Raw genomic sequence first — 20,071 nt, forward strand, 5'->3', positions numbered from 1 at the left:
CATCGTCTCGCTGCTGCTCGACGGCTTCGTGGTGCAGCGCCGGGACACGGCGATCACGATGGAGGACGAGGGGACGCCGACCAGCTACTACCTGTGGCGGGTGTTCGTCTCGCCCTTCGCCTGGTCGGCCTTTCTGGGGCCCCCTCCCCACTCCCCCCGCGCCCCCCCCCGCCGGCGCGGGGGCAGGCGCTGCGACCGCCGATTCGCCACGCGCCGGGATGCGCACCTGCTGGCCACCCTCGAGCGCGGCCGCCAGGTTGACGCCGTCCGGGGCGGCGTCCTCGCTGAGACCGCCCGCCTCGCGCACGGCGTCGTCCACCAGGGCACCGTCGGGGAGCCGCACCAGGCCCGGACGGCGCACCGCACCGGTCACGTGGACCACGACGTCGCCGGAGCCCGTCGACGCGCCCGCCGGGTTGCCGGAGGACGACGCGGTGGGCGCCCCGGACGGGAGCCCCTCCGGCAGCGGGCTGGGAGATCCCGAGACCAGGACGCTGACCTCGGGGGACCGGCCGCAGCTCGGGGGGAAGAACACAACGACCAGGAGTCCCAGAAGCGCCATGGCCAGCACCGCGGTGACCGCCCGGCGCGACGCCGCCCAGCGGACCAGGGACACGGCCCCGGACGCGGCGACGTGCCGTGGCGCCCCGCCCCCGACGAGGCGCTCGTCGTCAGCGGCGTACTCATCGGCGGTGGGGTATTCATCATCGTCGGGGCGCCGAGTGTCGGCCCGATGCTCGCTCGCCGCGGACCGATCGTTCCCCGCGGGCCCGGCATCCCCGGCCACCGGGCCGGCGTCCACCGATTCCGTGCCCACAGCCTTCTCCTCCCGCGGGGAATCGTCGCGTGCAGGAGCCTCCCGCGGGTCGGTGGGGGCGGCACTCCTCCAGGCCCGCCCGGGATCGGGCATCCCCGCTCCGTCGCGTCTCACGCCGCTGGGGCCGCCGGGAGCGCTCCGGGCGGACATGCGCTCGATCATCGCGGTCAGCCGCTCCCTCGACGCCGGTGGGCCGGCCCGGCCGGTGGTGGCCACCGAGCGGCGAATCACCACGGGCTGCGGTGAGGGCGTCCCGCTGTCTCCGAGCGGGTTCGGGATCCCGTCCCGGCGCGCTGGAACCGTCCTCCCGGGCGGTGCGGCGGCGGCACGCGGCGTCGTCTGCTCGTCAGGAGCCGGCCGCTCCTCGATTCTCTCCGTCATGGAAGCGACCATAGAGAGGCGCGGACGCGGGAGGGGCCGGGCGGGGACGGCGTCGGGCCCTTCGGTGGAAAGCCACCCGTCTCGCCCGGGGAGTCAGGCGCCTGGGGACTCCAGCTCGCCCGCGAGGGCCGCGGGGGCCGCCACCAGCGCGACCGGGCCGAGCCCGGCGTGGACCGCCAGCACCGGCGGCAGCGGGTAGCGCAACAGGCGCACCCGGGACCCGAAGGCGGCGGCCACGCCGTCCTCCACGAGGTCGGCCAATTGCCGGCCGTAGAAGTCGTGGATCGCCAGCACGGCCTCGGGAGCCTTCTCGCGGTCGGGCCCGGGCATCCCGGAGCCACCGTCCCGGGCCGCGGCCTCGTCCGGCCCCGACGCCTCCCCCGCCAGCACGTCCCCGGCCAGGGCGGCCTGGGCCCGCAGGGCGCCGCGCACGTCCTCCACGGCCAGCTCGACCAGCCGGCGGCGCGCCGCGGCCTCCTGCCGGGGCCGCTCGAGGTACTTCAGCTTGCCCCCGGACACGGTCGCGATGGGCTTGATCTGGAACATCTGGCCGACCACCGCGAGGCCCTTGGGGATGCGGCCGCTGCGCGCCAGCGCCTCGAGGGTCGGGACGTAGAACAGCAGCCGGGTGCCCTCCAGGGAGACGCGCGCGGCCTCCACGGCCTCGTCCGCGGACCCGCCGCGCCGGGCCGTCCGCAGGGCGGCGGCCACCGCGAACCCCTGGGCCATGGCCACGGTCCGGGTGTCCAGGACCGTGACCGGGACGGGGGCGTCCCGGGCGCTCGCGCGCGCCGTCGAGACCGTGCCCGAGAGCTCCTCGGAGAGATGGATCGAGACGATCTCCTCGAACCCGCGCTCGGCCAGCCCCCGGTAGGCGGCGGCGAAGGCCCCCGGGGAGGGCTTGGAGGTGCTCATGCGCCGCCCCTCGGCCGCGCCGATGACCAGCTGCTCCTCCAGCCGCGGGTCCTCCGCGCCGGGGAAGATCTGGTCGCCGATCATCAGCGGCATGGGAACGCACGCGAAGTCGCCCGCGGCCGTCCACGCCGCGGCCAGCTCCGGGGCGAGCCCGGCCGCCGAGTCGGTCACGACGGCGACCCTGCGGCCGGCTCCCCTGCTCCCCGCGGACATCGGCCCGGCCCTAGGCCACGATGTTCACGAGCTTGGGCTCGCGCACGATGACCTTGCGGACCGGCGCGTCCCCCAGGAAGCGCCGCACCGGCTCGGATTCCAGCGCGAGGCGCTCCAGCTCCTCGGCGGTGATGTCCTTGGCGACCTCCAGCCGGTCACGCACCTTGCCCTTGACCTGGACCACCGCGGTCACGGTGTCGTCCACCAGCAGGGCCTGGTCCACCTCCGGCCAGCCGGCGCGCAGCACGGGGGTCTCGTGGCCCATCTCGTGCCACAGGTCCTCGGCGGTGTAGGGGGCGTAGAGGGACAGCAGCACGGCGACGGCCTCGGCGGCCTCGCGGACCGCCGGGTCGGCCGGGCCGCAGCCGGAGTCGATCGCCTTGCGGGCCGCGTTGACCAGCTCCATGGTCTTGGCCACCACCACGTTGAACTTGTGGGAGTCCAGCGCCTGGGCGGCGTCGGCCACGGTCCGGTGGGTCACCCGGCGCAGGGCCTGGTCGCCGCCCTCGGCGGGCGTGCCGGGGGCGCAGGCCACGTCCTGCCCCAGGCGCCAGGCGCGGGCCAGGAACTTCGCGGCGCCGCCCGGGGAGACGTCCGCCCAGTCGATGTCGTCCTCCGGCGGGGAGGCGAAGACCATGGTGGTGCGCACGGCGTCGACCCCGTAGGTGTCCAGCTGCTGGCCCAGGTCCACGCCGTTGCCGAGCGACTTGGACATCGCCTTGCCCTGGTTCAGCACCTGGCCCTGGTTGAGCAGGGCGCGGAAGGGCTCGTCGAAGTCGATGTAGCCCATGTCGCGGATGACCTTGACGAAAAAGCGCGAGTACAGCAGGTGCAGGATCGCGTGCTCGACGCCGCCCACGTACTGGTCCACGGGCGCCCAGTTCCGCAGCGCCTCGGCGTCGAAGGCCGCGGTGTCCAGGTGCGGGTTGGCGTACCGCAGGTAGTACCAGGAGGAGTCCACGAAGGTGTCCATGGTGTCGGTGTCCCGCTGAGCGGGGCCGCCGCAGGAGGGGCACTCCACGTTGACCCACTCGCTCACCGAGGCCAGCGGCGAGCTGCCCTTCGGCGCGAGCTCCTCGCCCTTGAGCTCCTCGGGCAGGCGCACGGGCAGCTGGTCCTCGGGCACCGGAACCTCGCCGCAGGAGGCGCAGTGGATGATCGGGATCGGCGCGCCCCAGAAGCGCTGGCGGGAGAGCAGCCAGTCGCGCAGGCGGTAGATGGTCTGGCCCTCGCCGGTGCTCCGCTCCTCGAGCAGCTCGATCGCGCGGGCGATGGCCTCGGCCTTGCCCAGCCCGTCCAGGGGTCCGGAGTTGACCAGGACGCCCTCGCCGGCGGTCGCGACGCCGGTCTCGGCCGGGTCCTCCTCGCCGGTGTCCACGACCACGCGCACCGGCAGGTCGAAGGCGCGGGCGAAGTCGAGGTCGCGCTGGTCGTGGGCGGGGACCGCCATGATCGCGCCGGTGCCGTAGTCGGCCAGGACGTAGTCGGCGGCCCAGATGGGCAGCTTCTCCCCGGTCAGCGGGTTCACGGCGTAGCGACCGGTGAACACGCCGCTCTTGGGGCGGTCGCTGGACTGGCGCTCGATGTCCGAGAACGCCTTGACCTCCTCGCGGTACGTCTCGAGGGCGGCGGCGTGCTGCGGCGTCGTGAGTTCCACGGCCAGGTCGGCGTCGGCCGCGACCACGAAGAACGTGGAGCCGTAGAGGGTGTCCGGGCGCGTGGTGAACACGTCCAGCTCGGTCGCCGGGCGGCCCTCGGCCTCCTCGATCGCGAAGGTCACGTGCGCGCCCTCGGACCGGCCGATCCAGTTGCGCTGCATGGCCAGCACGCGGTCCGGCCAGTGGCCCTCCAGCTGGTCCATGTCGTCCAGCAGCTGCTGGGCGTAGTCGGTGATCTTGAAGTACCACTGGTTCAGGGACTTCTTGGTCACCCGGGTGTGGCAGCGCTCGCACTCGCCGTTGACGACCTGCTCGTTGGCCAGCACGGTCTGGTCCTTGGGGCACCAGTTGACCGGCGAGTCCTTCCGGTAAGCCAGCCCGCGGGAGTAGAACTGCTGGAACAGCCACTGGGTCCACCGGTAGTACTCGGGGTCCGAGGTGTGCAGCCTGCGCGACCAGTCCACCGCGATGCCGTAGCGCTTGAACGACGCCGCCTGCGTCTCGATGTTCTTGTACGTCCACTCGGAGGGGTGCACATCGTTCTTGATCGCCGCGTTCTCGGCCGGCAGGCCGAAGGAGTCCCAGCCGATGGGGTGCAGGACGTCGTAGCCGCGCTGCATCCAGTACCGGGCCACGACGTCGCCCATCGCGAAGGCCTCCGCGTGGCCCATGTGCAGGTCGCCGGAGGGGTACGGGAACATGTCGAGGACGTAGCGGCGCTCCCGGGAGCCGTCGTCGCTCGGGGCGAAGACCCGCTCCCGCTCCCAGTAGTCCGCCCAGGCGGCCTCCATCGAGGAGAAGTCGTAGACCTTCTCCTCGCGGGCGTCCGGTGCGGAGTGGTCTGCATCCGTGTGAGGCACAGTGTTTCCTTTGCGCTGAAGTGTTCGCGGGCCCGCGCCACCCGGGGGCATGCCGCGGGCACGGCCATTGAGTAGGGATCATCCACAGTCTACCGTCTTGCGCAACGGGCGCCCCACACGGCTTGTAAGCTGGCCCCAACCCATCCGTCGAAGGAGTGCCGACGCCGTGCCCCACGAGTCCCCCCTGCCCGTCCAGGCCGCGCCCGCGGAGGTCTTCGAGGCCGCGGAGGGCCCCGCGTACTTCCCCCGGGAGTCGAGCTTCGTCCACGACGCCGCCCGCGTGCGCTACTGGACCTACCCCTCGCTCCTGCCGGGCGCCCCGCGGCTGGTCATGGTCCACGGGTTCCGCGGGGACCACCACGGCATGGCCCTGATCGCCGAGCCGCTGCGCGCCGGCTGGGAGGTCGTGGTGCCGGACCTGCCCGGCTTCGGCGCCTCGGAGCCGCTGACCACCCGGCCGCACACCGCGCGCGAGTACGCCGCGGTCGTGGGCGAGCTGATCGACCGGTTGGGAGGCGGCCCGGTCGCCGTCGTCGGCCACTCCTTCGGCTCGGTGGTCGCGGCGCGGCTGGCCGCGGGGCGCCCCCGCCGGGTCTCCGCACTGGCCCTGGTCAATCCGATCTGCGAGCCCGCCCTGGAGTCGGGCGCGCGCGTGCCGGCGCTGGCCGCCTCGCTGTTCTACCGGATCTGCGCCCTGCTGCCGGGGCGCGCCGGGGACGCGCTGGTGCGCTCGCGGACCATCACCCGGGTCTCCTCCGAGGTCATGATGAAGAACCGCCACCCCGGGCTGCGGGCGTTCATCAACGGCCAGCACGCCGCGTACTTCGGCGCGTTCAGCAGCCGCCGCACGGTGCTGGAGGCCTACGGCTCCTCGATCCGGGACACCGTGCGCGACGTCGCCCCCTCGGTCGCCTGCCCCGTCCTCCTCGTCGCGGCCGAGCGGGACGACCTCGGCTCGGTCGAGGGCCAGCGGGACCTGGCCGGGCGCTTCCCGGACGCGCGCCTGGAGGTGATCCCCGACGTCGGGCACCTCATCCACTACGAGACCCCGCGGCGCGCGGCGGCGCTCGTCGAGGGCTTCCTGCGCGGTGCGGGGCGTGCGGCATGAGACTGGTCGTCGACGCCCGCTACGTCCGCCCCGTCCACGACGGCATCAGCCGCTACACCGCCGAGCTGCTGCACGCGCTCAAGCGCCGAATGGACCGCGGGGCGGAGCCGGGGTTGCGCGTGGCGATGCTGGTCTCCGACGAGGCCCAGCTCACCCAGCTCCCCGACCTTCCCCGCATCCCGGGCGGCTCCCCCACCGGCCCGCTGGAGCCCCTGACCTCGTGGCGGCTCAACCGCTACCGCCCGGACGTGCTCTTCTCCCCCATGCAGACCGTGGGCGGCGTGGGCCGCAGATTCCCCCTGGTGCTCACGCTGCACGACCTCATCTACTACGAGCACCCCCGCCCGCCGGGGTTCCTGCCCGCCCCGGTGCGGCTGGGCTGGCGGCTCTTCCACACCTCCTACGCGCCGCAACGGCTCCTGCTGAACCGGGCCGACGCCGTCGTGACCGTCAGCGAGACCACCCGCCGCCTCATGGCCGAGCACCGGCTGACCCGGCGGCCCGTGCACGTGATCTCCAACGCCCCGCCGGCCGACGCCGTGTGCGGCGAGGAGGAGGCCCTCGCGCGCATCCCGGGCCGCGGGGACAAGCTGCTGTACATGGGCTCGGCCATGCCGTACAAGCGCGTGGAGCGGCTCGTCCGGGAGATGGGCCGGCTCCCCGAGCACGAGCTGCACCTGCTCTCCCGCTTCCCCCCGCAGCGGGCGGAGGAGCTGCGCGCGCTGGTTCCCCCCGGGGCCCGGGTGGTCTTCCACGACGGCGTCACCGATGCCGCGTACCGCGAGCTGCTGCGCGAGTGCCGGGCGCTGGTCACCGTCAGCGCCTCGGAGGGGTACGGCCTGCCGGTGGTCGAGGCGATGGCCGCGGGCGCGCCGGTGGTGGTCAGCGACATCGAGATCTTCCGGGAGATCGCCCCCGGGGCGCTGCACGTGGACGCGGAGGAGGGGGGCTTCGCGCGGGCGGTGCGCTCGCTCTCCGACCCCGGGGCCTACCGGGCCCGGGTCCTCGCGGCCGTCCGGGACGCGGGCCGTTACCGGTGGGACGACTCCGCCGCGCGGCTCGTCGAGCTGGCGCGCGGCGTCGTGCGCTAGCTAGAGCAGGTCCAGGCCGTCGCAGCGGACCTGCACCGGCCCGTGGCGCCGGTGCGCTGAGAAGGCCGCGCGAATGCCGCGCAGGGCGCGGGTCACGGCCGGGGCCACGGCGTAGGACATGAAGACGATGGCGCGGTACTCGTCGTCGGCGTCGTCGTCGCTCAGCGGGACCGCGTCCAGCACGCGCAGGGCGGGCGCCGGCGCGATCGAGGGCGCGTCCAGCGCCTGGACGAACGCCTCCACGGCGGTGCGGGGGCCGGTGATCGCCGCGATGCGCACCGCCGGCGGGAGGCCCAGCTCGTGGCGCTCGGCGAGCTCCCGCGCGGAGAACCCGGCCGGGTCCCAGCGGACCAGGGCCGCCAGGGGCGCCGACTCCTCCGCCGTGCAGACCACCTGACCGCCCTCGTCCCGGCGCTTGACCAGCGCCGCCGCGTTCATCCAGCGGCGCAGCACGTCCTCCGCGGCGCGCAGGGAGTCGCGGGCCAGCATGCGGTCGCCGTCGAGGAGCAGGGCGGCCTGGTAGCCTCCGAGCGCCCGGGGCTCCGCGCCCGGCGTCGCCACCACGAGGCTGGGCGCCCGCCCGACCTCGCTGCGGACATTCTCCGCGCTGGAGTTGATGACCGGCACCTGCGGGAAGGCGCGCCCCAGCTCCTCGGCCGTACGCAGCGCACCCACCGTGGTCAGCCGCCACCGGTCGCCGCCGCACTCGGGGCAGCGCCAGTCCCCGACGCCGCGATGGCACCACCGGCACGTGGCGTGGGACCGGGAGTCCTTCTCCAGGCGCAGGGGCCCGTGGCAGTGCGGGCAGCGCGCCGAGGCCCGGCACCGCTGGCAGGCGAGGCTGGGCGCGTAGCCGGTGCGGGCGACCTGGACCAGCACGGGGCCGCGCTCGAGCGCTTCCTTGGCGACCCGGTGGGCCGTCTGCGGGATGCGCGCCAGGGCGGCCAGGGGGTCGCGGGTGCGCTCGAAGGAGTCGGAGGTCGCGCGCAGGTGCGGCGAGGCCCACCGCAGGTCGGGGCGGATCGGGGCGAGGCCGCGCGCCCATCCGGTCTGCACGAGCCGCTGGGCCTCGGGCGAGACGGCGTACCCCCCGAAGAGCGCCGAGCAGGAGCGCTGCTGCGCGCGGAGCAGCAGGACGTCGCGGGCGTGGCAGTAGGGCGCCTGGCGCTCGATCAGGTTGGCGTCGCCGTCGTCGAAGCAGGCGACCAGGCCGAGGTCCGCCACCGGGGCGAACGCGGCCGAGCGGGTCCCGATGACCACCCAGGCCTCGCCGCTCAGCGCGCGCAGGAACTCGGAGTAGCGGGTGCTGAGGCCGGCGTCGTTGCTCAACCGGGCGACCCTCTCCGCGTCGACGACGCCGCCCAGCGCGTTCTCGAGCCGGTCCAGGCGGGTGTTGTCGGCGACGACGACGAGGGCGCGCCGCCCCGAGGCGAGCACCGCGGCGCACGCCCGGGCGGTCAGCTCCGCCCAGTCCCGCTGCCCGGAGGGGGCGAAGGCCGCGACCCGCCGGGCGGGCGGGGCGCCGGGGTCCGCGAGGGCCTCGAGGAACTCCGGGCCGCCCTCGTAGAGGGACCAGCCGCCGGCGTCCGACGTCGTGGGCGCGGCGGGCTCGGCGGGGGGTTGAGCGGCGGGGTTGCCGCCGGCGGAAGCTCGAGCGGCGGAGTCACCATCAGCATTGGCATCGCCGTCGCCGTCGGCATTGGCATCGGCATCCGCATCGCCCATGGCCTCGACCTCGGCTTCGGCTTCGGCTTCGGCTTCGGCTTCGGCTTCGGCTTCGGCTTCGGAGCCATCGTCCCCGGAGGAGGCGAACCGGTCGACGACCACGCCGTCGCCTGACGACGCGGAGGCCCCGGACTCCACGGTTGCACCGGTTGCCTGAAGGTGCGACGCGACGGCGTCGCTCCCGGACTCACTCACCCCGGCATCGCCCGTCCCGGCCGCCTCCCCCTCGGCCTCGCCCCGCCCGGTCCACCGCGGAACGGGCTGGTCCGCCAGGGCGTCGCGCCGGGCGAGGTACTGCTTCTCCGCCCCGGCGGCCCGCGGCGGAACGGCCAGCCGGAGCACGTCGGAGTCGAGCCCCGCGCTGCGGGCGGCCACCGCCCGGACGAGCTCCCACGTCTCGGGCGTCAGCGCGCGCACCGTGGACACCACGCCGCGCAGCGGCTGCAGCGGAACGGTGGTGCGGCTGGTCGGCACGCGCTCGACGAGCCACGCGACGGTCTCCCGGTGGTGGAAGGCGATGCGCACGCGGGTCCCCGGCTGCGCGTCCGCGTCGAGCTCGGCCGGGACCGCGTAGTCGAAGAGGCGGTCCAGGTGCGGGACGCGCGTGTCGATCGCGATCCGCGCCACCGGGTCCCGCTCCGCCAGCTCGATCCCCCCGGCGGACACGACGCCGGACGGCGCGGCGTCCTCGGCCGGGAAGAGCCCGGCCATGCCGGGAAGCTCCGTGCTCGCCTCCTCGTGGTCCATGGCTAGACGGCCGCGCGCAGGGCCTCCGCCCTGTTGGTGCGCTCCCAGGTGAACTCGGGCTCGGTGCGGCCGAAGTGGCCGTGGGCCGCGGTCTTGGCGTAGATCGGGCGGCGCAGCTCCAGGTCGCGGATGATGGCCAGCGGGCGCAGGTCGAAGACCTCGCGGATCGCCTTCTCGATGCGCTGCGGGTCCACGCGGTGGGTCCCGAAGGTCTCCACGTACAGGCCCACGGGGCGGGCGCTGCCGATCGCGTACGCGACCTGCACCTCGGCGCGGTCGGCCAACCCGGCGGCGACGACGTTCTTGGCCACCCACCGCATCGCGTACGCCGCCGAGCGGTCGACCTTCGAGGGGTCCTTGCCGGAGAACGCGCCGCCACCGTGGCGGGCCATGCCGCCGTAGGTGTCGACGATGATCTTGCGGCCGGTCAGCCCGGCGTCGCCCACGGGGCCACCCTGGACGAAGCGGCCGGCGGGGTTGATGATGAACTTCGCCGCGGAGGTGTCCAGGTCGAGGTCCTCGAGGATCGGGGCCACGACCGTCTCGCGGACCTCGTGCTGCAGCGTCGCGAGCTCGTAGTCCGCCGCGTGCTGGGTCGAGACGACCACGGTGTCCACCGAGACGGGGGTGTTGCCGTCGTAGCCCAGGGTCACCTGGGTCTTGCCGTCGGGGCGCAGGCCGGGCAGGACGCCGTCCTTGCGCACCCGGGTCAGCCGCTCGGAGAGCCGGTGCGCGATCCAGATGGGGGCCGGCATGAGGCTCGCCGTCTCGTTGGACGCGTAGCCGAACATCAGGCCCTGGTCCCCCGCGCCCTGGTGGTCCAGCTCGTCCTCGGCGACGCCGGTGCGCTGCTCGTAGGACTCGTAGACCCCGGCGTTGATGTCCGGGGACTGCTCGCCGATCGAGACCGAGACGCCGCAGAACTCGCCGTCGAAGCCGTGCGTGGAGGAGTTGTAGCCGATGTCGAGGATCGTCTCGCGGACGATCTTGGGGATCTCCACATAGGCGCTCGTGGTGACCTCGCCGGCGACGTGCACCTGCCCCGTGGTGACCATCGTCTCGACCGCCACGTTGGCCAGGGGATCCTGGTCCAGGAGGGCGTCGAGGATGGAGTCGGAGATCTGGTCGCAGATCTTGTCGGGGTGGCCCTCCGTCACCGACTCGGAGGTGAACAGGCGCAGGTACTGGTTCTCGTTCGAAGTCACGCGACCACTGTACTAGCTGGCCGGCGCGTTTCGCCTAAGCACGTCTCATGGCCGGATGTGACGCGATCAGCTCCATCAGGCGTCGCGCGAGGTCATCCTTGCCGCCGACGACGTCGTCCGCGTCCGTCCGATCCCCGCGGCGGCTCAGGATGGTGGCCGCGGTGCGGTCGCTGCCGAACACCAGGTCGGTGCCGACCTGGTTCACGACCAGCAGGTCGCAGCCCTTGGAGCGCAGCTTCGCCAGGCCCAGCTCGGCGACGCCGGCCTCCGCGGATCCGGTCTCGGCCGCGAAGCCGACGATCAGCGCGGGGCCACCGGCGGAGGCGCGCCGCTCGACGGCCTGACGCAGGATGTCGGGGTTGCGGACCAGCTCGATCACGGGGGCGTCGTCGGCGTCGGGGTCCTTCTTGATCTTCGACTCGCGGTACTCGCCCGGGCGGAAGTCGGCGACCGCGGCGGTCATGACCAGCGCGTCCGGCGACTCCTCCTCGAGGGCCGCGAGGACGGCGTCGCGCAGCTGCAGGGCGGTGCCGGCGTGGCGCACGGTCAGGCGGGGCTCCTCGGCGGGGGGCTGGACCTCGAGGTGCGCCAGCAGCAGGGTGACCTCCGCGCCGGCGTCGAGGGCGGCGCGGGCGACGGCGAGCCCCTGCTTCCCGGAGGAGCGGTTGCCGAGGAAGCGGACCGGGTCCAGCGGCTCCCGGGTTCCCCCGGCGGTGACGACGACGCGGCGCCCGGCCAGCGGGCCGGCCCCGGCGTGGGCGGCTGCTCCTGCCTGGGCGGCCGAACCCGCGCGGCCAGCGACTCCCGCCCGGGCGGAGGACTCCGCACGGCCGGCGGACTCCGCACGGCCGGCGGACTCCGCACGGCCGGCGGTCTCAGCGTGAGCGGCTGCCTCGATCCGGCTGCCGGACCGAGCCCGGCCGGCGGCCTCCGCGTGGGCGGCCAGCGCGGCATCGCGGATCTCCGGCGGCTCGGGCAGGCGGCCGGCGCCGCTGTCGGCGCCGGTCAGCCGCCCCACGGCCGGCTCGATCACGGTGTAGCCGTAGCCGCGCAGGATCTCGACGTTGCGCCGGGTCGCGGGATTCTCCCACATCTGGGTGTGCATCGCGGGCGCGATGACGACAGGACAGGTCGCGGTGAGGACGGTCCCGGTCAGCAGGTCGTCCGCGCGGCCCGCGGCGAGCCGCGCCAGCAGGTCGGCGGTGGCCGGCGCCACGACGACCAGGTCGGCCCGCTCTCCCTGCCTCACGTGGTTGACGCTCTCCACCTCCTCGAAGACGGAGGTCCGCACCGGGTGCCCGGAGAGGGCCTCGAAGGTGGGGGCGCCGACGAAGCGGAGGGCCGAGGCGGTGGGCATGGGGACGACGTCGTGACCGTCCTCGCTGAACAGACGCAGAAGCATCGCGGCCTTGTACGCCGCGATGCCTCCGCCGATACCTAAGATGATGCGCACTCTCGGTAGTCTAACCGCCCCCGAACGGGGCGCCCAAGAGTGCCGCGGCCTACGCCTCCTGCTGGCCGGACTGCTCCTCCGGCTCGCCGCTGAACTCCACGAAGGGCTCCGAGGTCTCCTCGATGCCGGTGGGGAACAGGTCCGCGGAGAAGAAGTCCGAGACGGGCTCCTCGTCGTGGATGAGCTGGCCGTTCTCGTTGAAGCGACCGCCCTCAATGTGGTGGGACTCGATGACGTCCTCTTCGATCTCGCGCATGGCGATGGAGAGCGACTTCTCGTTGACATCGGTGTCCACCAGCGGGCCGACGTGCTCGAACAGGCCCTCCTGCAGCTGCGAGTAGTAGGCGTTGATCTGGCGGGCGCGGCGGGCGCCGAAGATGACCAGCCCGTACTTGGACTCGGCCTTGCCCAGCAGGGAGTCGACCGAGGGGTCGATGATGCCTTCGTGTTCGGAAAGTGACAAGAGTTTCTCCCGTGTCGTTGACGTGTGGGGCGGAGGGGCCGCCCCGTGCGATGGAGCATCCGGGCGGGCGCATCAGGCACGCCGCCGGCAAAACTAATAGTCCAGCATACCGCGCCGGCCGTGAAAGTGCATGGCCCGGACGCGGTTGTGCGCGGCGACACCCTCGCCGCCGACGACGTCGACCGCGCGGTGCCGCGAAAGGAGCAGTCCGGCCCGCGCGCAGCCGCCCGGCCCCCCGCGGAGGCTAGACGCGCTCCGCGGCCGGGTCGACGCCCATGAGGGAGACGATCTCCTCGGCGGCCCGCTCCACGGTGTCGTTGGTCACCGTGACGTCGAACTCCGGCTCGGCCGCCAGCTCGTCCTTGGCCGTCTCCAGGCGGCGGCGCTGCTCCGCGGCGGTCTCGGTCCCCCGGCCGCGCAGGCGCGAGACGAGCTCGTCCCAGCTGGGCGGGGCGAGGAAGATCAGCTGCGCCTCCGGCATGGAGTTGCGCACCTGCCGGGCCCCCTGGAGGTCGATCTCCAGCAGCACGTGGCTGCCCGCCTCCAGCGCGCGCTCCACCGTGGAGCGCATGGTGCCGTAGCGGTGCGAGTTGTGCACGGTGGCCCACTCGAGGAGCTGGCGGTCCCGCACCATGGCGTCGAACTCCTCGTCGGAGACGAAGTGGTAGTGGACGCCGTCCTGTTCCCCCGGCCGGGGGTCACGGGTGGTGGCCGAGACCGAGAACCACACGCGAGGGTAGTGCTCGCGGATGTACGCGGAGACCGTTCCCTTGCCGACGGCCGTGGGCCCGGCGAGCACTGTCAGCCGCGGTGTGTGGTTCTCGGCCATGGCGACTCATCCTTCGAGGTATGTGATCAGACTGCTGCGCTGATGCGCTCCCAATCCCCTCAGGCGCCGGCTCGGGGCGATCTTCAGATCGCGCATGATCGACGCCGCCCGGATCTCTCCGATGCTGGGGATGGACTTCAACATATCCTCGACGCGAATGCGTTGCAAAGCCTCGTCCGAGTCCGCCCGGTCGAGGAACTCCGCCACGGAGACCTCGCGCCGCTTCAGCGCGAGCTTCGCCTCCGCGCGCACCTGGCGCGATCGTTTCGCCTTATCCCGAGCCGCAGCTCTTTCTTCTTCGGTCAGAGGGCGCAGTGCCATAAATACTCCCTTTCTCGTCCCGCGAGAAATCCACGCGGAACGCGTGAAAGCCCCAAACTATTTCCTCGCGGCTGAAAACCAAAGTACCCCAAAAAGCCACGCGCTGCCACCTCTGGCGCGGTCGACCGCCTCGTTCCGGATTCCGGCACATATGCCGCCCCTGACCAGGAGTGACGTACTCAATAGTACAAATTCATCATTTCGGGAGGGGGTGAGTTCCTCACCCCGTGAATCTGCAGTTTTTAATAAAAAATCGCGGGGAAAAGGTGCATACCTTCTCCCCGCGATGCATCGTCATCCAGTACCCGATGCCGATCCGACTAGCTGAAACTCTCTCCCAGCGCGTCGTTGCAGCGACGGATCTCCGCCTCCAGGGCCGCCGGCCCCGGGCCGTGCCGCAGCACGCCCCGGGAGGAGGTCACGAGGACCCGCTCGGTCGCCCCCCGGAAGACCCGCGCGAGGTCCGCCTCGGAGGCGCCCTGCGCCCCGTATCCGGGCGCCAGGATGAGCCCGTTGAAGGCGGCCAGGTCGATGCCCAGCTCCTCCAGGGCCGGCCCGACGGTTGCCCCGACCACCAGGCCGCACGGCCCGGCGTACTCCCAGGCCCGCCGCGCGTTCTCCGCGCGGGCCGCGGCCACGATCCCGGCCGCCACCGACTCCGGGGCGCCCTGGTGCTGCACCGAGGCCCCCTCCGGGTTGGAGGTCAGCGCGAGGACGAAGGTCCCCCGGCCGGTCTCGGCGGCCAGGTCCAGCGCCGGGCGCAGCGACTCGAAGCCCAGATACGGGCTGAGGGTCACGGCGTCGGCGGCCAGCGCGGAGCCCTCGCCCAGCCAGGCGTCCGCGTAGGCCGCCATCGTGGAGCCGATGTCCCCGCGCTTGGCGTCCGCGACCACCGGGAGGTCGCGCTCCCGCGCCCCCGCCAGGACCTCCTCCAGGACGGCCAGGCCCCGCGAGCCGTGCCGCTCGAAGAGCGCCACCTGGGGTTTGATCGCCGCGGCGGACCCGGCCGCGGCGTCGAGGACCGGCAGCGCGAAGGAGCGCAGACCCTCGACGTCGTCCGCGAGGCCCCACGCGTCCAGGAGGCCCGGGTGCGGGTCGATGCCCACGCACAGCGGACCGTGCCGGCGCATGCCCGCGTGCAGGCGGTCCCCCGCGCCCGGGCCCCCGCTCACGCGTCGCTCCCGGCCGTGGAGGCCAGCTGCGCCTCGTGCTGCTGGAGGCTCATGACGTCCCACGAGTGCTGGCGCTGCGCGTCGATGGACTGGATGGCCGCGCCGAACTCGGAGATCGTGGTCATCACCGGGACGCCGACGCTGGTCGCGGCGGCGCGGATCTCGTAGCCGTCGCCGCGGGCCTCGCCGCCGGAGGGGGTGTTGAAGATCAGGTCGATCTCGCCGTCGGTGACCATGTCCGCGATGCTCCGCTCGCCCTCCGCGGCCTCGCCGAGCTTGGCGACCACGGTGCACGGGATGCCGTTGCGGCGCAGGACCTGGGCGGTGCCGCCGGTGGTGACGATCTCGAAGCCGAGCTCGTGCAGCATCTTGACGTAGATGACCGCCGCGCGCTTGTCACGATTGGCCACGGAGACGAAGACCCGCCCCTCGGTGGGCAGCGCGCTGCCGATGGCCGCCTGCGACTTCGCGAAGGCGGTGTCGAAGAAGCGGTCCAGGCCCATGACCTCGCCGGTCGAGCGCATCTCCGGCCCGAGCAGGGAGTCCACGGCCTCGCCCTCCGGGGTGCGGAAGCGGCTGAAGGGCAGCACGGCCTCCTTGACCGCGATCGCGGCGTCCTCGGGGTACCGGGCGCCGTCGAGGTGGCGGGGCAGGATGCCGCGCTCGGTCAGCTCGGCGATGCTTGCGCCGGTGCCGATCAGCGCCGCGGCCTTGGCCAGCTGCACACCGGTGGCCTTGGAGACGAACGGCACGGTGCGCGAGGCGCGCGGGTTGGCCTCGATGACGTACAGGATGTCCGAGGCGACCGCGAACTGGATGTTGATCAGCCCGCGCACCCCGACGCCCTGCGCGATGCCCAGGGTCGCCTCGCGCACGCGCTCGATCACGTCCGGGCCCAGGGTCACCGGGGGCAGCACGCAAGCGGAGTCGCCCGAGTGGATGCCGGCCTCCTCGATGTGCTCCATGACGCCGCCCAGGTAGAGGTCCTCGCCGTCGTAGAGGGCGTCGACGTCGATCTCGATCGCGTCCTCGAGGAACTTGTCGATCAGGGCCGGCTGGGTGGCCGAGACCTCGGTCGCGTTCTCCAGGTAGCGGGAGAGGTTGGCCTCGTCGTAGACGATCTCCATGCCGCGGCCGCCGAGCACGTAGGAGGGGCGGACCAGGACCGGGTAGCCGATGGCGTCGGCGATCCGCTTGGCCTCCTCGAAGGTCGAGGCGGTGCCGTTCTTCGGCGCGATCAGCCCGGCGCGGTCCAGCACGTCGGAGAACTCCCCGCGGTCCTCGGCGAGGTCGATGGCCTCGGGCGAGGTGCCCAGGATCGGCACGCCGGCGGCCTTGAGCTCGGCCGCGAGCTTGAGCGGGGTCTGCCCGCCCAGCTGCACGAACACGCCCTTCAGCCCGCCGGTGCGGCGCTCGGAGTCGATGACCTCGAGGACGTCCTCGAGGGTCAGCGGCTCGAAGTACAGGCGGGTCGAGACGTCGTAGTCGGTCGAGACGGTTTCCGGGTTGCAGTTGACCATGACGGTCTCGTACCCGGCCTCGCGCAGCACCATCGAGGCGTGCACGCACGAGTAGTCGAACTCGATGCCCTGGCCGATGCGGTTGGGCCCCGAGCCGAGGATCATGATCGACTCGCCCTCGTGGCGTGCGACCTCGTCCTCCTGGTCGTAGGAGGAGTAGTGGTACGGGGTGAAGGCCTCGAACTCGGCGGCGCAGGTGTCCACGGTCTTGAAGACCGGCCGGATCCCGAGCGCGTGCCGCACGCCGCGGACCACGTCCTCGCGGGTGTGGGCGAGCGAGGCGATCTGCGCGTCGGAGAAGCCGTGGTGCTTCGCGTCCCGCAGGGTCTCGGCCGAGAGGCTCGGGTCGGCGCGGATGCCGTCGGCCACCTCGTTGAGCAGCTGCAGCTGGTCGAGGTACCAGGGGTCGATGCCGGTGGCCTCGAACATGGTCTCCACGCTCGCGCCCGCGGCGAGGGCGCGGCGCACCTGGTGGATGCGCTCCGTCGTCGGCGTCCGGGTCGCCTCGACCAGCTCGGCCAGCTGCGCCTCGTCCAGGTCCTCGGCGGCGAAGTCGAACGCGCCGTCCTTCTGCTCGAGCGACCGCATGGCCTTCTGCAGGGCCTCGGTGAAGTTGCGGCCCATGGCCATGGCCTCGCCCACCGACTTCATGGTCGTGGTCAGGGTCGCGTCGGCCGCGGGGAACTTCTCGAAGGCGAAGCGGGGCACCTTGACGACCACGTAGTCGAGCGTGGGCTCGAAGGAGGCCGGGGTCTTCTGCGTGATGTCGTTGGGGATCTCGTCCAGCGTGTAGCCGAGCGAGAGCTTCGTGGCGATCTTGGCGATCGGGAAGCCGGTGGCCTTGGAGGCCAGCGCCGAGGAGCGGGAGACGCGCGGGTTCATCTCGATGACGACGACGCGGCCGGTCGCCGGGTCCACCGCGAACTGGATGTTGCAGCCGCCGGTGTCCACCCCGACCTCGCGGATCACGGCGATCGCGACGTCGCGCAGCTTCTGGTACTCGCGGTCGGTCAGGGTCAGCGCGGGGGCAACGGTGATCGAGTCGCCGGTGTGGACGCCCACGGGGTCGAAGTTCTCGATCGAGCAGACGACCACGACGTTGTCGTTCCGATCCCGCATCATCTCCAGCTCGTACTCCTTCCACCCGAGGATGGACTCCTCGAGGAGCACCTCCGAGGTGGGGCTGTACTGGATCCCGGCGCCGGCGATGCGGTGCAGGTCCTTCTCGTTGTAGGCCATGCCGGAGCCGAGCCCGCCCATCGTGAAGGAGGGCCGGACCACCATCGGGTAGCCGAGCTTCTCGGCCGCGGCCAGCGCCTCGTCCATCGAGTGGACGATCTGGGAGCGGGCCGACTCGGCGCCGCAGCGCTCGACGACGCCCTTGAACTTCTCCCGGTCCTCGCCGAGGTTGATGGCCTCGATGTTGGCGCCGATCAGCTCGACGCCGTACTCCTCGAGGACGCCGCGCTCGTCGAGGGCGATCGCGGTGTTCAGGGCCGTCTGCCCGCCCAGGGTGGGCAGGACGGCGTCGGGGCGCTCCTTGGCGATGATCTTGGCGACCGTATCGGGCGTGATCGGCTCGATGTAGGTCGCGTCGGCGAACTCCGGGTCGGTCATGATGGTCGCGGGGTTCGAGTTGACCAGGATGACCCGGATGCCCTCGTCCTTGAGCACCCGCAGGGCCTGCGTGCCGGAGTAGTCGAATTCGGCGGCCTGGCCGATGACGATCGGGCCGGAGCCGATCACCAGGACGCTGTTGAGGTCGTGACGACGAGGCATGTGGCTACTTACCTGCTTTCTGGGCGCGGGCGTTCATGAGGTCGGTGAAGCGGTCGAAGAGGTACGCGGCGTCGTGCGGGCCCGCGGCGGCCTCGGGGTGGTACTGCACCGAGAAGGCGGGGACGTCGAGGCAGCTGATGCCCTCCACGACGTCGTCGTTGAGGCACACGTGCGAGACCTCGACGCGGCCGAACTCCTCATGGGGCGCGGTGACCGGGCCGTCCAGGGGGGCGTCGACGGCGAAGCCGTGGTTCTGCGCGGTGATCTCCACCTTGCCGGTCCGGCGGTCCAGCACGGGCTGGTTGATGCCGCGGTGGCCGAAGGGCAGCTTGTAGGTCCCGAAGCCGAGCGCGCGGCCCAGCAGCTGGTTGCCGAAGCAGATCCCGAAGAAGGGGATGCCGGCGCGCAGGACCTGGCGCAGCAGCTCGATCTGGGTCTCCGCGGTGGCGGGGTCCCCGGGCCCGTTGGAGAAGAACACGCCGTCCGGGCTCAGGGCCGCGAGCTCCTCGTAGGTGGTCGTGGCGGGCACGACGTGCACGCGCAGGCCGCGCTCGGCGAAGCGCCGCGGCGTCATCGACTTGATGCCGAGGTCCACGGCGACGACGGTGCCCAGCGGCTCCCGGTCCCAGCCGTGCTCGGCCGGCTCGATCGTGTGGGTCTCGTCCACGCTGACCTTCTCGGCCAGCCGGGCGCCCTTCATCGACGCCTGGCCGCGCACGGACTCGAGCAGCTCGGCCTCGGGGCGGGCAGCCTCGGCGCCGGAGAAGATCCCGGAGCGCATCGAGCCGACGCTGCGCAGGCGGCGGGTGAGGGCCCGGGTGTCGATGCCGCGGATCCCGACGACGCCCTGCGCCTCGAGCTCCTCGTCCAGCGACCGCTCGGAGCGCCAGTTGGAGGGCCGCCGGGCGGCGTCGCGCACGACGTAGCCCTCGACCCAGATGCGGCGGGACTCGGCGTCCTCGGCGTTGACGCCGGTGTTGCCGATGTGCGGGGCGGTCTGGACGACGATCTGCCCGGCGTAGGAGGGATCGGTCAGCGTCTCCTGGTAGCCGGTCATGCCGGTCGAGAAGACGGCCTCGCCCAGGGTGGAGCCCCGGGCGCCGTAGGCGCGGCCGCGGAAGACGGTGCCGTCCTCGAGGACCAGGACGGCCGGGTCGAGGGCGCCGGTCTGGGCGTCGGTGGTGGTGGTCATGGGGTGTTCACTTCCTCACAGGCTGCGCGGGACTCGGTCCCGCGGCGTGGGTTGGTCGGTGTCGTGGGAGTCGTCAGGAGCCGGCCGCGTCGCGGTCCCGGCGGGGCAGGGCGTCGGCGGCGTGCGGGGCGATCCCGCGCAGCGCCTCGAGCAGGGGCGCGGCGTCGGCGGCGGACCGGGTGCGCAGGCCGGTGTCGAGCAGCCGCTCCCCCAGCCGCCAGGTCACGACGACGAGGCCCTCCCGCTCGACGAACTTCCCGGCCATGCCGGACTCGCGGCGCAGGACCTCGATGGAGCCGGCAGGGACCCACAGGTCGCTCGCGCCCTCGCGGGCCACGATCAGGCCCTGGGGGAAGACCAGGGCGCGGCCGTTGGCCTTCATCCCCAGGCCCTGGGCCGCGATGCGGTCCAGCCAGTCGCCGGCGGTCGTGGTGCTCACGTACTGCACGCGCGGGGCGACGGGGGCCACGGCGTCGTCGAGCTCGGCGGGGACCTCGGGCAGGGGCGCCAGGTCGGCCTGCCGACCGCGCCGGGCCAGCCAGCCGCGGCGCAGGCCCCACATGATGACCAGGGTCGCGACCAGCAGGATCGCGGCGATCAGGAGCTTTCCGTCCATGCGGTC

15 protein-coding genes are annotated in these 20,071 nt (G+C 73.0%); 2 read left to right on the forward strand and 13 right to left on the reverse strand.

Annotated elements, in window-relative coordinates:
* From NBM05_RS12580 to leuS, 3 genes are all read right to left on the reverse strand, one after another.
* A partial coding sequence (locus NBM05_RS12580; RefSeq protein WP_254168036.1) for an SLBB domain-containing protein occupies window positions 1-817 on the reverse strand: 817 nt, incomplete at its 3' end.
* A 474-nt stretch (window positions 818-1,291) separates the two neighbouring features.
* The gene (locus NBM05_RS12585; protein WP_254168038.1) at window positions 1,292-2,284 is read right to left on the reverse strand and encodes a DegV family protein; all 993 of its coding nucleotides are present in this window, start codon (window positions 2,282-2,284) and stop codon (window positions 1,292-1,294) included.
* 52 nt (window positions 2,285-2,336) lie between these two features.
* A complete protein-coding gene (leuS, locus tag NBM05_RS12590; protein WP_373689336.1) occupies window positions 2,337-4,895 on the reverse strand; it encodes a leucine--tRNA ligase in 2,559 nt (852 codons plus the stop codon).
* Window positions 4,896-5,010: 115 nt separating this feature from the next.
* Here leuS and NBM05_RS12595 point away from each other — a divergent pair, with 115 nt between their 5' ends.
* Window positions 5,011-5,952, forward strand: coding sequence for an alpha/beta fold hydrolase (locus NBM05_RS12595; RefSeq protein ID WP_254168040.1), 942 nt, complete (start codon window positions 5,011-5,013; stop codon window positions 5,950-5,952).
* Window positions 5,949-7,043, forward strand: coding sequence for a glycosyltransferase family 4 protein (locus NBM05_RS12600; protein WP_254168042.1), 1,095 nt, complete (start codon window positions 5,949-5,951; stop codon window positions 7,041-7,043). The genes NBM05_RS12595 and NBM05_RS12600 overlap by 4 nt, the downstream gene beginning before the upstream one ends.
* Here NBM05_RS12600 and NBM05_RS12605 read toward each other — a convergent pair whose 3' ends face one another.
* The 10 genes from NBM05_RS12605 to NBM05_RS12650 all read right to left on the reverse strand — a co-directional run bounded on the left by NBM05_RS12605 (window position 7,044) and on the right by NBM05_RS12650 (window position 20,065).
* A complete protein-coding gene (locus NBM05_RS12605) occupies window positions 7,044-9,515 on the reverse strand; it encodes a primosomal protein N' family DNA-binding protein (protein WP_254168044.1) in 2,472 nt (823 codons plus the stop codon).
* 2 nt (window positions 9,516-9,517) lie between these two features.
* Window positions 9,518-10,720, reverse strand: coding sequence for a methionine adenosyltransferase (metK, locus tag NBM05_RS12610; protein ID WP_254168048.1), 1,203 nt, complete (start codon window positions 10,718-10,720; stop codon window positions 9,518-9,520).
* 34 nt (window positions 10,721-10,754) lie between these two features.
* The gene (locus NBM05_RS12615; protein WP_254168049.1) at window positions 10,755-12,173 is read right to left on the reverse strand and encodes a bifunctional phosphopantothenoylcysteine decarboxylase/phosphopantothenate synthase; all 1,419 of its coding nucleotides are present in this window, start codon (window positions 12,171-12,173) and stop codon (window positions 10,755-10,757) included.
* Between the two features lie 49 nt (window positions 12,174-12,222).
* Window positions 12,223-12,636, reverse strand: a complete 414-nt coding sequence (gene rpoZ, locus NBM05_RS12620) for a DNA-directed RNA polymerase subunit omega (RefSeq protein WP_254168052.1) — start codon at window positions 12,634-12,636, stop codon at window positions 12,223-12,225.
* Between the two features lie 244 nt (window positions 12,637-12,880).
* Complete coding sequence (gene gmk, locus NBM05_RS12625; RefSeq protein ID WP_254168054.1) at window positions 12,881-13,465, reverse strand: guanylate kinase; 585 nt, start codon at window positions 13,463-13,465, stop codon at window positions 12,881-12,883.
* Between the two features lie 6 nt (window positions 13,466-13,471).
* Window positions 13,472-13,786, reverse strand: coding sequence for an integration host factor, actinobacterial type (mihF, locus tag NBM05_RS12630; protein WP_254168055.1), 315 nt, complete (start codon window positions 13,784-13,786; stop codon window positions 13,472-13,474).
* Window positions 13,787-14,106: 320 nt separating this feature from the next.
* Complete coding sequence (gene pyrF / locus NBM05_RS12635; protein WP_309248165.1) at window positions 14,107-14,958, reverse strand: orotidine-5'-phosphate decarboxylase; 852 nt, start codon at window positions 14,956-14,958, stop codon at window positions 14,107-14,109.
* Window positions 14,955-18,257: a carbamoyl-phosphate synthase large subunit gene (gene carB / locus NBM05_RS12640; protein WP_254168057.1), complete on the reverse strand. Its 3,303-nt coding sequence runs from the start codon at window positions 18,255-18,257 to the stop codon at window positions 14,955-14,957. Before carB ends, pyrF begins: the two co-directional genes overlap by 4 nt.
* 4 nt (window positions 18,258-18,261) lie before the next feature.
* Window positions 18,262-19,449 (reverse strand): glutamine-hydrolyzing carbamoyl-phosphate synthase small subunit, encoded by a 1,188-nt coding sequence (gene carA, locus NBM05_RS12645; RefSeq protein WP_254168065.1) that lies wholly within the window; start codon window positions 19,447-19,449, stop codon window positions 18,262-18,264.
* Between the two features lie 73 nt (window positions 19,450-19,522).
* Complete coding sequence (locus NBM05_RS12650; protein ID WP_254168067.1) at window positions 19,523-20,065, reverse strand: PH-like domain-containing protein; 543 nt, start codon at window positions 20,063-20,065, stop codon at window positions 19,523-19,525.
* Window positions 20,066-20,071 lie beyond the last annotated feature (6 nt).

Source organism: Rothia santali (assembly GCF_024199905.1).
Taxonomy (GTDB): Bacteria; Actinomycetota; Actinomycetes; order Actinomycetales; family Micrococcaceae; genus Rothia; species Rothia santali.